The sequence below is a fragment of the Pseudomonas sp. G5(2012) genome (assembly GCF_000408945.1).
Classification (GTDB): Bacteria; Pseudomonadota; Gammaproteobacteria; order Pseudomonadales; family Pseudomonadaceae; genus Aquipseudomonas; species Aquipseudomonas umsongensis.
The window spans coordinates 15,211-28,508 of sequence record NZ_APIO01000042.1 but is presented as its reverse complement, the minus strand read 5'-3'; the positions used below and the strand labels follow the sequence as shown (position 1 = coordinate 28,508).

General features: G+C 58.1%; 16 protein-coding genes and 1 tRNA gene. 4 read left to right on the top strand and 13 right to left on the bottom strand.

Annotation, left to right across the window (positions count from 1 at the left end):
• Window positions 1-11: 11 nt before the first annotated feature.
• On the bottom strand, window positions 12-461 hold the full coding sequence (locus PG5_RS14215; RefSeq protein ID WP_020797823.1) for a YcgN family cysteine cluster protein: 450 nt from the start codon (window positions 459-461) through the stop codon (window positions 12-14).
• A gap of 164 nt (window positions 462-625) precedes the next feature.
• Here PG5_RS14215 and PG5_RS14210 point away from each other — a divergent pair, with 164 nt between their 5' ends.
• A complete protein-coding gene (locus tag PG5_RS14210) occupies window positions 626-1,219 on the top strand; it encodes a nitroreductase family protein (RefSeq protein ID WP_020797822.1) in 594 nt (197 codons plus the stop codon).
• A 123-nt stretch (window positions 1,220-1,342) separates the two neighbouring features.
• Here PG5_RS14210 and PG5_RS14205 read toward each other — a convergent pair whose 3' ends face one another.
• From PG5_RS14205 to PG5_RS34195, 6 genes are all read right to left on the bottom strand, one after another.
• Window positions 1,343-2,275, bottom strand: coding sequence for a D-2-hydroxyacid dehydrogenase (locus PG5_RS14205; RefSeq protein WP_020797821.1), 933 nt, complete (start codon window positions 2,273-2,275; stop codon window positions 1,343-1,345).
• Window positions 2,276-2,365: 90 nt separating this feature from the next.
• Window positions 2,366-2,659 (bottom strand): YcgL domain-containing protein, encoded by a 294-nt coding sequence (locus PG5_RS14200; RefSeq protein ID WP_033041871.1) that lies wholly within the window; start codon window positions 2,657-2,659, stop codon window positions 2,366-2,368.
• The gene (rnd, locus tag PG5_RS14195) at window positions 2,656-3,789 is read right to left on the bottom strand and encodes a ribonuclease D (RefSeq protein ID WP_020797819.1); all 1,134 of its coding nucleotides are present in this window, start codon (window positions 3,787-3,789) and stop codon (window positions 2,656-2,658) included. Before rnd ends, PG5_RS14200 begins: the two co-directional genes overlap by 4 nt.
• A gap of 123 nt (window positions 3,790-3,912) precedes the next feature.
• On the bottom strand, window positions 3,913-4,575 hold the full coding sequence (locus PG5_RS14190; RefSeq protein ID WP_020797818.1) for a class I SAM-dependent methyltransferase: 663 nt from the start codon (window positions 4,573-4,575) through the stop codon (window positions 3,913-3,915).
• A gap of 65 nt (window positions 4,576-4,640) precedes the next feature.
• On the bottom strand, window positions 4,641-6,290 hold the full coding sequence (locus PG5_RS14185) for a phosphoethanolamine transferase (protein WP_042955420.1): 1,650 nt from the start codon (window positions 6,288-6,290) through the stop codon (window positions 4,641-4,643).
• Window positions 6,291-6,378: 88 nt separating this feature from the next.
• Complete coding sequence (locus tag PG5_RS34195) at window positions 6,379-6,606, bottom strand: hypothetical protein (RefSeq protein ID WP_020797816.1); 228 nt, start codon at window positions 6,604-6,606, stop codon at window positions 6,379-6,381.
• Window positions 6,607-6,618: 12 nt separating this feature from the next.
• Here PG5_RS34195 and PG5_RS14180 point away from each other — a divergent pair, with 12 nt between their 5' ends.
• Together PG5_RS14180 and PG5_RS14175 are read left to right on the top strand one after the other, a co-directional pair.
• Window positions 6,619-7,797 (top strand): cyanate transporter, encoded by a 1,179-nt coding sequence (locus PG5_RS14180; protein WP_020797815.1) that lies wholly within the window; start codon window positions 6,619-6,621, stop codon window positions 7,795-7,797.
• A 93-nt stretch (window positions 7,798-7,890) separates the two neighbouring features.
• Entirely contained in the window at window positions 7,891-8,817 is a 927-nt protein-coding gene (locus PG5_RS14175) for a LysR family transcriptional regulator (RefSeq protein ID WP_020797814.1), read from the top strand.
• Between the two features lie 45 nt (window positions 8,818-8,862).
• Here the strand turns inward: PG5_RS14175 and PG5_RS14170 are convergent, their stop codons facing one another.
• The 3 genes from PG5_RS14170 to PG5_RS14160 all read right to left on the bottom strand — a co-directional run bounded on the left by PG5_RS14170 (window position 8,863) and on the right by PG5_RS14160 (window position 11,041).
• A complete protein-coding gene (locus PG5_RS14170) occupies window positions 8,863-9,630 on the bottom strand; it encodes a class I SAM-dependent methyltransferase (RefSeq protein WP_020797813.1) in 768 nt (255 codons plus the stop codon).
• 62 nt (window positions 9,631-9,692) lie between these two features.
• Window positions 9,693-10,058 (bottom strand): 5-carboxymethyl-2-hydroxymuconate Delta-isomerase, encoded by a 366-nt coding sequence (locus PG5_RS14165; RefSeq protein WP_020797812.1) that lies wholly within the window; start codon window positions 10,056-10,058, stop codon window positions 9,693-9,695.
• 56 nt (window positions 10,059-10,114) lie between these two features.
• Entirely contained in the window at window positions 10,115-11,041 is a 927-nt protein-coding gene (locus PG5_RS14160; protein WP_020797811.1) for a LysR family transcriptional regulator, read from the bottom strand.
• Window positions 11,042-11,281: 240 nt separating this feature from the next.
• Between PG5_RS14160 and PG5_RS14155 the strand changes: the two genes are divergently transcribed.
• Window positions 11,282-11,488, top strand: a complete 207-nt coding sequence (locus PG5_RS14155) for a hypothetical protein (protein WP_020797810.1) — start codon at window positions 11,282-11,284, stop codon at window positions 11,486-11,488.
• A gap of 136 nt (window positions 11,489-11,624) precedes the next feature.
• Here PG5_RS14155 and PG5_RS14150 read toward each other — a convergent pair.
• The 3 genes from PG5_RS14150 to PG5_RS14140 all read right to left on the bottom strand — a co-directional run bounded on the left by PG5_RS14150 (window position 11,625) and on the right by PG5_RS14140 (window position 13,298).
• Window positions 11,625-11,714, bottom strand: a tRNA-Ser gene (locus PG5_RS14150).
• Window positions 11,715-11,797: 83 nt separating this feature from the next.
• Complete coding sequence (purC, locus tag PG5_RS14145) at window positions 11,798-12,511, bottom strand: phosphoribosylaminoimidazolesuccinocarboxamide synthase (protein ID WP_020797809.1); 714 nt, start codon at window positions 12,509-12,511, stop codon at window positions 11,798-11,800.
• A gap of 28 nt (window positions 12,512-12,539) precedes the next feature.
• Window positions 12,540-13,298: an MBL fold metallo-hydrolase gene (locus PG5_RS14140; protein WP_020797808.1), complete on the bottom strand. Its 759-nt coding sequence runs from the start codon at window positions 13,296-13,298 to the stop codon at window positions 12,540-12,542.

Sequence of the window (13,298 nt, the reverse complement as noted above, 5' to 3'; positions counted from 1 at the left end):
TTTGTAAAACCTTAACCTGCGCGGAAGATCAGATGGTCTTCCCAATCCTCTTCGGCCACGCTGCCTTCGGCAAGCATGCGCCCGGACTGGGAAATACGTTCGTGGTGCACCGCGTCGCGATCACCGCACACCAGGTGATGCCACAACGGCAGATCCTTGCCCTCGCTGACCAGGCGATAGCCGCAGGTCGGTGGCAGCCATTTGAACTCGTCGGCCTTGCCCGGTGTGAGCTGGATGCAGTCTGGCACCGAGGCGCGACGGTTGGGGTAATCGCTGCACTGGCAGGTTTTCAAGTCCAGCAGTTTGCAGGCGATACGCGTGTAATAGACGCTGTTGTCGTCTTCATCTTCGAGCTTTTGCAGGCAGCACAGGCCACAGCCATCGCACAGCGATTCCCATTCCTGCTGATCGAGTTGATCGAGGGTTTTGCGTATCCAGAACGGTTCTACTTTGGCGGCCATGGTTCGAGCATCGACATCAGGTGGTGAAAAGGCCGCCAGTCTAGTGCCCGCAGCCCCGCGGGCCAAGCATTGGCGACTGTCGGTACAACACGCTTGTCAGTTATTGCGCCGCCAAGTAGGGTTTTGCGTCGCTCCCACTTTCAAACGTAGCAAGGAATCTCTTGATGAGTGCAAATCCACGCATTGCCGATTACGCCATCCATCCGCAGTTTACCGATCGCTGGTCGCCCCGGGCCTTCACGGGCGAAACCATTCCTGAGGAAACCCTGCTGAGCTTCTTTGAAGCGGCACGCTGGGCACCGTCGGCGTACAACTCGCAGCCTTGGCGGTTTCTTTATGCGCGTCGCGATACGCCGAACTGGGAGCGTTACCTGGGCCTGCTGAACGAATTCAACCGCAGCTGGGCGCAACACGCCTCGGCTTTGGTGATCGTGATCTCGAAAACCACCTTCACCGCGCCTGGCGCCACCGAAGAAACCCCGGCGCTGTGGCACACGTTCGACACCGGTTCCGCCTGGGGCCACCTGGCGCTGCAAGCCAGCATCAGTGGCTGGCATACCCACGGCATGGCGGGTTTCGACCAGGAATTGACCCGCAAGGAGCTGAACATTCCTGAAGGCTACGCCCTGCATGCCGCCGTGGCAGTCGGGAAGCTGGGGGATAAAGCGACACTGGCGGAGTACCTGCAAGCACGCGAAGAGCCAAGCCCGCGGCGGCCGTTGAACGAACTCGCTGCTGAAGGCGACTTCACCCTCTAAGCCGATCGTTCCCACGCTCTGCGTGGGAATGCAGCCCGGCACGCTCCGCGTCCCAACGGCGTGACGCAGAGCGTCACAAGAGGCATTCCCACGCAGAGCGTGGGAACGATCAGGGTCGGCAGCTCAGTACCCGCGATTGAAATCCACTTCCCCGCGCAACGCTTCACCCGCCTGATACGCCCGCAGGTTTTCGACGAACAGATTCACCATCAGCGATGGCGAAGTCGGTGCCGAGCTATGGCCCGTCAGTAGCAGGCCGAAGGCCGTCCAGAACGGATGGCGTTGCGGCAGCGGCTCCTGGCGACAGACGTCAATCACGGCGCCCACCAGGTGCCCTTCTTTCAAGGCCTCCACCAGATCCGCATCCACCACCGCTACACCGCGCCCGACATTGATGAACAAACCACTTGGCTTGAACTGCTTGAACAGCGCTGCATCGTATATATCGTGGGTGTTCGGGGTATTTGGCAGCAGATTGACCACATAATCCACTTCACCGACCAACCGAGGCAGGTCCGCCAGCGAACCGACTTCGATAAAGGGTGCCTGCTCACGGGCTTCGCTGGCGATGCCATACAGCTGTACACCAAAGGGTACGAGAAATTGCGCCACGGTCTGCCCGATATCACCAGTACCGACGATCAACACCTTGCGCCCCACCAGGCTCTGGCCGTGACGGCTGTCCCATTTGCGCTCGACCTGGCTGACCAACCGTGCCAACACTTCACGTTCGTGGCCGAGCATGTAGGTGAGCACGTATTCGGCCATGACCTGACCGAAAATCCCCACCGCGCGAGTCAGGCGATAGTGCCGAGGCAAGCCATCGGCCAGCAGCGGCGTGATCCCGGCCCAGGTCGATTGCAACCATTGAGGCTGATGCCCCTGGCGCAACAGGGTCGCCAGCAAGTCGGGTTGGCCGAGCCAGACCGGGCAATCGGCAGCCAGACGCGCCAATTCAGCGGAATCGCCGCTAGTCAGTACTTCCACCTCGGGCACCGCCTCTTGCAACAATCGGGCGTAGACCGGGTGATCGTGTTCAGCAATCAGGACGCGCATGCTTCAAACCTTTCGAAAAACAGTGCATACGGCCGCCGACAGAGTCCTGCTCCGTCCATGCGGCCCTTGCCAAAATCATTCCAGTGTCGATCACATGGGGTCGTTGCGTCGCAGCAATTCTTCCGGCAAGTGCTCGATGTATTCGTCTTCCGCTGGCGGCATTTGCAGGTGATAGCCCTGCTTTTCGAGGTTTTCCAGCACGACGGTGATGTCCTCGCGCGACAGTTTGCGCTCGGGGCTCAATACCAGGTCAAACGCGTGGATAGCTTTGCCGAAGGCAGCCATCAAGGGCTCTGGCACACGCTCCAGAGCATCGCTCTTGAGCACATAGAGGTACATCTCGTTTCTTTTCGAACTGCGGTAGATGGAGCAAATACGTTTCAAGGCTGTTCTCCGGGGGTGGCCAGGCTGTCGAGCAGCGCCTGGCCCATCAACTCGCGGCGCCAGCCACGCAGCGAATCAGGCAATTGATAGGGACCATTGGGGAAGCCACTCTTGAGCAAGGCTTCCAGGGTTTTCTTGCGCAACATCAGCTCAGGCGCGATGTTCAAGCGTTCGGCTTCGGCCTGGCCGATGGCTTTGAGTCGCTTGAGCAGCGCGGCGGCGTCCACCGGCAACGGCTCAGGCACGGCGGGTGGCCATTGCTCGGGCGACACACTGGCAGAGCGCTTGATCAGATCAAGCAAAAATTCGCCGTCCTGACGCACGGTACGCGGGTGCATGTCTTCGATTTTCGCCAATGCGCCGAGGTTGTCCGGTTGCGTGCGCGCCAGCGGCCACAGCGAATGCTCGCGGATGATGCGGTTGCGCGGCAGGTCACGGGCACGCGCCTCCTGCTCGCGCCAGGCGCAGAGCTCACGCAACACAGCGAGCTGCGCGCGGGACAATTTCCAGGCCAGCTTGGCGTCGCGATAGACCTCGAACGGATCGATTTCACGACGCAGGTTAGCCACCAGCTCCGCACCGTCCTCCAGGACCCAGGCGTATTTGTCATCGGAGAGTTGCGGGCGCAATTTCACGAAAACTTCCGCCAGGTGCACGGCATCTTCGGCGGCGTAGCTGATCTGGGTCTCGGAAAGCGGGCGTTGCAGCCAGTCGGAACGGGTTTCGCCCTTGGGCAGGTCGATCCCCAATACTTCCTGTACCAGCCGCGAATAACCCATGGAAAAACCCAGGTTCAGGTAAGCGGCGGCCAGCTGCGTATCGAACAGCGGTGCCGGCAGGCTGCCGGTCAGGCGCAGCAGGACTTCGAGGTCTTCGCTACACGCATGGACAACCTTGACCACCGCTGGATTTTCCAGCAAGGCGGCCAGGGGCTGCCAGTTATCGATGGTCAACGGATCGATCAGGTAGGCACGTTCGCCATCGCCGACCTGCAGCAGGCCTGCGATCGGGTAGAAGGTGTCGACCCGCATGAATTCGGTGTCGAGGGCAACGAACGGCAGCTGCTGCCACTCGGTGCAAAACCGACCGAGGCTATCGTTGTCGCGAATCCAGTGAATATCGATGGCCACACGGCTCTCCCTTGAAGAATGGCGCGCAGTATATATCGCCCCCGACGATTTCCGCGCATCCACTGAACAAGAGCTTTAGCGAAAATGCCTGCCTGACTGCAAGAATAGCCTGACAAACCTGGCCTAACCGACCTTACCCAGCACGTAAACCCGCCTCGTTGCGAGGCCGGGCAGAAAATCCTGATGGCTGAGCACGCGCAAACCTGCCAGCTTGAATTGCGTCTCAAGCTCGGTCTTACTGACCAGTGACCCTGCTGCGGCCCCCTGCCCGTCGGTGTGCCATCCCTTGAAACGGCCAGCCACACGCGCCGCCACAATCACCGTATCGCGGCTGACCCGGTAAAATTCGCCCAACATCGCCAAACGGAGTTCGGGGCAGGCAATGTGCTGAAACAGCTGCATGCAAAAAATGCTGTCAACGGCATTTTCCGACAAGCCAATGTTGAAGGCGGAGCTTTGAAAAGTCCGGACTCGCTTCATCAGGCTCTGCGGATGGTGGGTACGGGCATGCTCGAGAATAGCCTGGGACTGATCCGTCGCGAGAATCACCCGGTTCGCATGCTCACCCAGCACTGGCCAGAAGCGCCCGACACCGCAAGCCACATCAAGAATCAGGCCCGGTTCGCCGGCGACCTTGAGCGCCCGGCGCACCATTTGCTCGTCACGCCAGAACGCCAGGCGCTCGCCCAGGCCTTGCGCTCGCGGCTGCAGGCAGACGCGGGCGTGCTCCTGGTCATAATGCCGGGCGAACTCGAGCTCGATGGCGGAAGGTGACTGAGCAGGCATTTGCAGGGGTCTCGAGCGTAGATGTGCCGGCCACAGGCCGTCGTATGAAATAGAGAACGCAGCACTCAATCTTTGGCCAGTACGCCATCGATCGCCGCCCTGCGGCACCCGGAAAACATATCCAGGTCCTGGTTATAAACCTTGCTGTTGACCTCCAGCAGCCCCAGCATCGAATGGAACAGGTTGTCCTGGCTCAAGGGCTTTTCACGGCTCATTTGCAGGCAATGGGTGTCCACCGAGAACGACTTCTGATAGCTGTCGGAGAACCAGGCCAGCATCGCCACATGTTTCTGTTGTTCCGGTGCCAGCATGTAAGGCGTGCCATGGAGGAACAAGTTGTATTCGCCCAGGGATTCGCCGTGGTCCGACAGATACAGCATCGCGGTATCAACTTTGTCCTGGTTGCTGCGCAACAGATCGATCAGGGTCGACAGCACATGGTCGGTGTACACCAGCGTATTGTCATAACCATTGATGATGCTTTCGCGGCTGCAGTTGTTCAGTGCATTACTTTGACAGACCGGGGTAAAGTGCTCGAATTCCTTCGGATAGCGTTTGTAATACTCCGGACCGTGACTGCCCATCTGGTGCAATACCAGTACTGTGTCTTTGTCCAGGGTATCGATGAAATGTTGCAAACCTTGCAGCAGGATTTCATCGCGGCATTCACTGTTGGCGCACAGCACCGGGTCCTTCAAATTGCTGACGTCGTCGAGGGTGACGCGATCGCAGGTGCCTTTGCAGCCAGACTGGTTGTCACGCCAGATCACATCGAGGCCCGCATGCTTGAGTACATCCAGCAGGCCTTCTTCGTTCTTGGCCTTGCTCGCGTTGTAACCCTTGCGCCCCATATTGGAGAACATGCAAGGCACCGACACCGCCGTTTCAGTACCGCAAGACTTCACGTCGGTAAACGCGATCAACCCGGCTTCCTTATCCAGTTTCGGCGTGGTGTCGCGGTTATAGCCGAGGATGCCGAAGTTCTCGGCGCGGGCACTCTCACCGACCACCAGAACCGTCAGGGACTTGCGATCATGGTTTTGCAGGGCAGGGTTGCGTTGCGCGTCTTCACCGATCTTGACGAAGGGCTGGCGCGCTGATGCGACCTGCTCGCGCAAGTAACCGGAAAAGGCACCAATGTAGTTGCTGGGTACCACCATCAGGCGAAGCTCATGGTGATTGCGAAACAGTGAAGAAAGCCCCTGATAGTTAATCAGCGCGACACCACCAATGACCGCCGCCGAGGCAAAAGTCACGAGTATCTTGCTCAATAACTCGCGATGCCAGCGGCGATAACTAACCGGCGTCTTCCACAACAACCAGGAGGGCAACACACCGAGAAAAACGATATACGCAAGCAATTTGAATGATAGTAAGTCGCGGACTTCCGTTGCATTGGTTTGAGCGAAGTTGCGCAACATGCCGATGTCGATCAAGACGCCGTATTGGCCCATGAAATATGCGACGCCCGCACTGATCATGAACAGCAGGGTCAGCACGGGCTTGAGCACCGGCCGGAACGCCAGCAGGGTCAGGATAATGTTGAAAGCCGCAAGGATCATCGCACCGAACGCCACACGCATGACGATGCCTTTACCGTCCGCGATGGTGATTTCGAAAAGGTGCTGCCACAATACAAAATTGAAGGCAGTCAATAAAAAGGCGCTGGCAATCAGTGTCACCCACTCCGGGCGCACGGCTTTAATCTTCAACATGGTGATCGACTGTTCCTGAAAAGAAGTGCCTTCGATAAATGTGAAAATTTCATTTATCGCGACAACACTAACTTTAGGCATCCGACTATCAATTTTTCGTGAAAAAGAAGCCAACGATTGGTTGCCAACCTAATGCACGATGAAACTTTCTACTTATTTGAGAATCGTTCAGGTCTTGTTCAGCAAGCTCGAACTTCTGAGCATCTGAAGGCTGCAAGTCATGCTGATGACCGCCGTATTTAATTTCCCGATAATGCGCAAGACTTTCTGATTTGCCGCCTGCCAACCATTCGCGCCTAATCGGCTCCTGATTCATCAAGGTCCGACTATGGAAAACATTCGCGAAACCTCCCGCCCCGCCCTGTGGATAATGTTCAGCATCATTTTGGTCGCCCTCAACCTGCGCCCCTCCATGGCCGCCGTCGGACCTTTACTGTCGGCGATTCGCGGCGATATCCCGCTGAGTTTCAGTCTCGCGTCGCTGCTGACCCTGCTGCCGGTCATGACCATGGGGCTGGCGATGTTCTTTGGACTGGCAGTCAGCCAACGCCTCGGTGAGCACCGCACGGTCGTACTGTCGCTGGTGGTCATCGGCCTGGCCACGGCTGCGCGATTGTTCCTCGATACTGCGTTGGAACTGATCCTCAGCGCCGTGCTCGCCGGCATCGGCATCGCCCTGATCCAGGCACTGATGCCGACGCTGATCAAATCCCGATTCAGCGACAACGTGGCCCTGTGCATGGGGCTCTACGTCACGTCGATCATGGGCGGTGCCGCCATTGCGGCCGCCTTCGCCCCGCTGGTGATGGTCCGTACAGGCAGTTGGCGCATCGGCCTGGCGATCTGGGCGGTGCTGGCCGTGATCGCACTGCTGTTCTGGTGCAGCCATCGAGCGGGGGCGCCGATGCCGGCTTCCACGAGCAACCGCTCGTTCTTCAGCCATCCACGCGCCTGGTTGCTCGCGGCTTTTTTCGGGCTGGGCACCGCGTCCTACACCTGCATACTGGCTTGGCTGGCACCGTATTACGTAGAAAAAGGCTGGAGTGAAGAAAACGCCGGGTTGCTGTTGGGCTTCCTGACCGCCATGGAGGTGTTGTCCGGCCTGCTGACTCCGGCCATCGCCAACCGTAGCCGTGATCGACGCCTGGTGCTGGTGGTGCTGTTGGCGCTGATCATGGCTGGCTTTTGCGGGTTGATCCTGAGCCCCGAACATCTCGGCCTTCTGTGGCCATGCCTGCTGGGGCTGGGAATAGGCGGACTGTTCCCGATGAGCCTGATTGTCTCGCTGGATCATCTGGACGATCCCCGGCGCGCGGGTGGGCTCACGGCGTTCGTGCAAGGCATCGGCTATCTGATCGCCGGCCTCTCGCCGCTGGTTGCCGGGATGATCCGCGATCAGTTCGGCACTTTCGAATGGGCCTGGTGGTCACTCACCGGGGCCATGGCACTGATGATCATGATGGCGTTGCGCTTCGATCCACGGCACTACGCCAGGCACATGCACTGACTCGCAGCGCGCTTCGCATGCCTGCGAAAGATTCTCCTGCTGCCCTCATTGCTTTAGGATCGTTCGCACAAGTTTGCGCATGAGCCGGAAAGGATGCTGAACAGTAACGTGCTACGAAAGCTCGACATGCAGGATTTGATGGTATTCGTCGCCGTGTATGAGCAAAACAGCGTCTCCGGCGTTTCCGAAGCGCTGTGTGTCAGCCAGTCCACCGTGAGTTACTGCCTGAAAAAACTGCGCGCCGGGTTTGAAGACGAATTGTTCATCAATACCCGCACCGGGATGCGCCCCACCTATAAGGCCGACAGCATGTACCCCCACGTGCTGAAGATCCTCGACAGCATCAACCTGTGCCATGCCAGTGCGTCAGCGTTCGATCCGTCCATGCAGCCGACGGTTTTCAATCTCTGTGCACCGGAATACTTCGAGCAACTGGTTCTACCCCACCTGTTGAAACGCTTCGCGCGCTTCGAGCATGCAGTGACGGTCAATGTCCACAGGCTCGAAACCGACATCCCGGCCCAGGCACTGCGCGATGGTAGCCTCGATCTGGCAATCGGTTTCGGCCCGGACTTCCATCGAAGGCACGCTGACTTCAATGTGCACACGTTGCTGCAAGATGACTTCGTCTGCGTCTTCGACCGTCGTGCGGCCCCGTCGCAACCACGCCTGGGCCTGCAAACCTTCATCGAGCGCCGGCATGTGTTTCCGACACCCTGGACATCCACCAGCAACATGGTTGACGGCTGGTTGGCCCAGCAAGCCCTGCAACGCCAGATAGTCGCGCGAGCCAACAGCTACGGCGCGGCCCTGAAGATGATCAGCGGCACCGACTTTCTCCTCACCCTGCCCCGACGCATCCAGCAATTGCTGGCCGATGAGAACGCCTTCGAACGCTGTGAAGCGCCCGATGGCTTGCCCGGATTCACCCTCGACATGCAGTGGCGCCAAGGCACCGATCAGGACAGCGCCAACACCTGGTTACGTGAGCAAGTGATCGCGGCCTGTGCGCAAGCGTAAAAGCACCGGCGCACCCAGCAACGCTCAATTACTGGAGCGTTCTCTCTATAAACGGCGACACAGATAAGCTTGGGTTTGATACGGAAACTCAATAGTTTCATGCCCGCAAAGGGACGGGTGAGTCTGGATCAGCTTCTGCAACTGTGCGGATACTTTCGCCTTTTCGGCAGGTGGAAGAGCGGCGATAAAACTCACCGACAGAATTCGGTCGATGATGACTTCGTTGACGCCACCTGAATGTGTGTACGGGAAACAGGTAAGTTCGGGTTCAGAAAAGTAACGCCCCGTGAATGGCAACTTCCAGTCACCGGTATGAAAGCGTGGAGTATCGCCTTCGTACGGCGTAATGATCTCGGTAATGGCTGCAACCCAGTCCACCGACTCATCACGCACGTTCCAGATCAAGCCCAGCCGACCGTTTGGCTTAAGCACTCGGTGTATCTCGGCAAGGGCCGTTTCATCTGCAAACCAGTGGAAGGCTTGGGCGCATACCAGTGCTTGCGCTGCTCCGGAGTTGAGCGGAATAGATTCGGCTGTTCCTTCCAGGATCGTGATGTGCGGTAGATTCCTGGCAAACTCGGATCGCATCGCTTCTATGGGCTCGACCGCTACGACATCGATGTCCATTGATCCCAACAACTGGGTGAATTTACCGGTGCCGGCGCCTAAATCAACAACCGTCGATCCCGGATGAATCTCAAGTGCCTCTCTAAGCCAGCTAACCAGCTCACCTGGATAGCTCGGGCGCCCCCTGGCATAGGTTCCAGCTTGCGATGAGTAGCCCAGCTGAGCAACTTTCCGAATACCGGCCATGAGTCGTGATCCGCTTTTGGTTTAGAGACACCTGGTCAACCTGACCAATGACGCGATACGGCTCAGTGACCAACAGATGTCTTCGAATATGATTCCCGATCGATATCGAGAATCTCCACGCACAGCTGCACCTCTACCCCTGCCGGCCATTCACACAGATCCCTGACCACTGCCAGCAGACTTTCAGACAGCTGCTTCTTGATCTGCTCCGAGCGACCGCTCAGTATCGCAAGCTTCACATGCACGAACGCCCGCTCGGCCAATGCCGTGCCGACCCTGAACGTCTCGAGCTTCACCGCGCGACTCTTGATGTCGAATTCGGCACCGAACTGCCCGGACCCCACCAGCGTATTGTTCAGGCGCATCAACGCAACATCGGCGTTCAGCTCAGGCAGGTTGGCGGTGTATTCAAGGTGCAGGTGAGGCATGACATCACTCCTATGGGTTGGGGCAAATTCTTACATATAGCACAGCGCCACCTTGTTCACTGGGGCAGCGACAACAGATTGCGCTCGCCCATGAAGGCTTCAAGTCGTGAGCGCAACCAGCGCTCGGCAGGGTCGCTGTCGACGTGGCTGAGCCAGACCATGGACAACTCCAGGGTCGGCGTCTTGAACGGAAACGGCTCCTTGAACAACTGACCGGACGCCGCCATGGCCTCTGCCGTGTAATCCGGCAGGCTGGCCAGCAGATCGGTACCGGCGAGCAAGGCCGGCAATGAACTGTATTGCGGCACCGAGAGCACCACCTGGCGCGAGCGACCGATTGCAGATAACCACTCGTCAGCGAAGCCACTGACGTTGGCAATATGGGACACCAGCACATGAGGGCGCGAACAGTATTCATCGACCGTCAGCGGTGTATCGCTGGCATCGGCTCGTAACACGCTGGGCTGGATATGCCGCAACAATTTGCGCTTGGCGTTGGCTGGAAGACCGCGGGTCTGGCTGACGCCGACCGTTATATCACCAGACGCCAGCAAGTCGGGAATACGCCAGTAATCGACATTCTGCACCACGAACACCACCTTCGGCGCTTCCTGGCGCAATGCCCGCAGCAACGGCGGCAACAGGCCGTACTCGACATCGTCGGACATCCCGATACGAAAAGTCATGGTGCTGCTGCTCGGGTCGAAATCATGGGTCAGGCTCAACGCCACCGACAACGAATCCAGCGCCGGCGACAAATGCCGAAAGATCTCCTCAGCCCGCGCCGTGGGCTCCATGCGATGGCCGACACGTATGAACAACGGATCGTTGAACATGGTACGCAAGCGGTTGAGCGCCGAACTGATGGTCGGCTGACCGAGGAACAACTTCTTAGCCACCTTGGTGACGTTGCGTTCCAGCATCAGCGCTTCAAACACCACCATCAGGTTGATGTCAGCCTTGCGTAGCTCGTTGCGATTCATCCATTGACCCCGCTCAAAAACAATCGACAGTTTAGGGAGGTGTAACAAGCGGTGTCTACGCGACTGAACGAATGCCTCAAGCGATTTGCGTTTAATGCCAACAGGCTCACGCGCCGGGTCCTACAGCCCCTTCCTGATTTCATCGCGCCTCTGGCGGGACAGCTACATCCCCCTAAGCTCAGGAGGCTTCGGGCAAAAACGGTCCGGACGACAACCTTCAAACACAAAAGGAGCATTTCAATGGCTAGAGACAAAGCGAAAGACGACAGGTACTTCAACTGCACCGAAACGCATGAAGCCGATTACGTCGTCGGTCTTTATCCTCACGCCAAGGACGAAGTGAGAAATTTCCTGGCATCGGCCTGCAAAGAAAAATCCCTGCACAATTCCACACACAAGGACGTATATGACCTGATCAAAAAAGAACTGGGCCATTCGCAACCGTAAGGCGGGCCGGTTAGAACGAAGCTGCTCTGCTGAGCAGCTTCCTGATAGGAAGGCAGGCTGTGAACCCAATTCAGGACGAGACAACAAAAACAAAAAAGCCCCGCAGCTTTTCAGCTACGGGGCTTTTTCTAAGTAATGGCGGAGAGATAGGGATTCGAACCCTAGGTACCGGTGAAGGTACAACGGATTTCGAATCCGTCCCATTCGGCCACTCTGGCATCTCTCCAACGGCGCGCATCATAACAACACTTTTGCCGAAAGCAAACCCTCTTTCGTAATTTTTTCTGTGCTATCAGATGCTTGCGTCGATTAAAGCGGTACGCCCAGACGGTTGGCGACTTCTTCGTAGGCTTCGATGACGTCACCGAGGCCCTGGCGGAAGCGGTCCTTGTCCATCTTCTTCATGGTGGCCTTATCCCACAGGCGGCAGCCGTCCGGGCTGAATTCGTCGCCCAGGACGATGGAGCCGTCGTGGAACACGCCGAATTCCAGTTTAAAGTCGACCAACAGCAGGCCGGCGTCGTCAAACAGTTTGGTCAGCACTTCGTTGACCTTGAGCGACAGCTCCTTCATGCGCGCCAGTTGCTCGGCAGTGCCCCAACCGAACGCCACGACGTGGGATTCGTTGATGAACGGGTCGCCCTTGGCGTCGTCCTTCAGGAACAGTTCGAAGGTGTAAGGGTTGAGCTTCATGCCCTCTTCAACACCCAGGCGCTTGACCAGGCTGCCGGCGGCGTAGTTACGCACGACGCACTCAACCGGGATCATGTCGAGTTTCTTCACCAGGCATTCGTTGTCGCCCAGCAGCTTGTCGAATTGAGTCGGCACGCCGGCGGCTTCGAGTTTCTGCATGATGAAGGCATTGAACTTGTTGTTCACCATGCCTTTGCGGTCGAGCTGTTCGATGCGCTTGCCGTCGAACGCCGAAGTGTCGTTGCGAAACAGCAGGATCAAGCGGTTAGCGTCGTCGGTCTTGTAAACCGATTTGGCTTTGCCGCGGTACAGTTCTTCACGTTTTTCCATGATGGGCTCCGCTTGCTAAGTAGGTGGGCTAGGCGATGTGTCGCCAGTCGAGCCCTGAATCTTGATCGGCCAGTTGCAGCCAGTCCGGGTCGCACCCGAGGGTGTCGACAAAACATTGCCGGGCCAGCCGCGGCAGGTTGTTCTTGCTGCTCAGATGGGCCAGGACCAGGTGTTGCAGGTCTTTCCAGCCCAACTCGGACACCAGGAATGCCGCCTGATGGTTGTTCAAATGTCCCAGCTCACCGCCCACCCGCTGCTTGAGAAAGTACGGATAATGACCGCGAGCCAGCATGTCCCGGCAATGGTTGGCCTCGATCATCAATGCATCGAGGTCGCGATAGCCGTATAGCACCTTGTCGCAATACGAGCCCAGGTCGGTCAGCAGGCCGAAGCGCCGCTCACCGTCACTGAAAACGTATTGTGTCGGCTCCTGCGCATCGTGGGCCACGGCAATGACCTCGATGCTCAAGTCGCCGATCTGCAGTTGTTCGCCCCCGGCCAGCAAGCCCGCGGGCTCGACCGGCTTGCGCATCCCGCGCAGGGTCCCGCGACTGAGGTAGACAGGCAGATTGTAACGCCGAGACAGCAAACCCACGCCATGCACGTGGTCGGCATGTTCGTGGGTCACGAGTATCGCGCTTAGCTGCGCAGGATCTACACCCAGGCGCAGCAAGCGTTTTTCGGTTTCCCGCAGGGAGAAACCACAATCCACCAGCACATACGTATCAGCGCTGGCTATCAGCGTGCCATTCCCTTGGCTACCGCTGCCGAGAACGGCAAAACGCAT

Coding starts and splice junctions, on each gene's coding strand:
- PG5_RS14215 (WP_020797823.1), bottom strand. CDS start 461: ATGGCCGCCAAAGTAGAACCGTTCTGGATACGCAAAACCCTCGATCAA.
- PG5_RS14210 (WP_020797822.1), top strand. CDS start 626: ATGAGTGCAAATCCACGCATTGCCGATTACGCCATCCATCCGCAGTTT.
- PG5_RS14205 (WP_020797821.1), bottom strand. CDS start 2,275: ATGCGCGTCCTGATTGCTGAACACGATCACCCGGTCTACGCCCGATTG.
- PG5_RS14190 (WP_020797818.1), bottom strand. CDS start 4,575: ATGCCTGCTCAGTCACCTTCCGCCATCGAGCTCGAGTTCGCCCGGCAT.
- PG5_RS14185 (WP_042955420.1), bottom strand. CDS start 6,290: ATGTTGAAGATTAAAGCCGTGCGCCCGGAGTGGGTGACACTGATTGCC.
- PG5_RS34195 (WP_020797816.1), bottom strand. CDS start 6,606: ATGAATCAGGAGCCGATTAGGCGCGAATGGTTGGCAGGCGGCAAATCA.
- PG5_RS14180 (WP_020797815.1), top strand. CDS start 6,619: ATGGAAAACATTCGCGAAACCTCCCGCCCCGCCCTGTGGATAATGTTC.
- PG5_RS14175 (WP_020797814.1), top strand. CDS start 7,891: ATGCTGAACAGTAACGTGCTACGAAAGCTCGACATGCAGGATTTGATG.
- PG5_RS14170 (WP_020797813.1), bottom strand. CDS start 9,630: ATGGCCGGTATTCGGAAAGTTGCTCAGCTGGGCTACTCATCGCAAGCT.
- PG5_RS14165 (WP_020797812.1), bottom strand. CDS start 10,058: ATGCCTCACCTGCACCTTGAATACACCGCCAACCTGCCTGAGCTGAAC.
- PG5_RS14160 (WP_020797811.1), bottom strand. CDS start 11,041: ATGAATCGCAACGAGCTACGCAAGGCTGACATCAACCTGATGGTGGTG.
- PG5_RS14155 (WP_020797810.1), top strand. CDS start 11,282: ATGGCTAGAGACAAAGCGAAAGACGACAGGTACTTCAACTGCACCGAA.
- purC (WP_020797809.1), bottom strand. CDS start 12,511: ATGGAAAAACGTGAAGAACTGTACCGCGGCAAAGCCAAATCGGTTTAC.
- PG5_RS14140 (WP_020797808.1), bottom strand. CDS start 13,298: ATGCGTTTTGCCGTTCTCGGCAGCGGTAGCCAAGGGAATGGCACGCTG.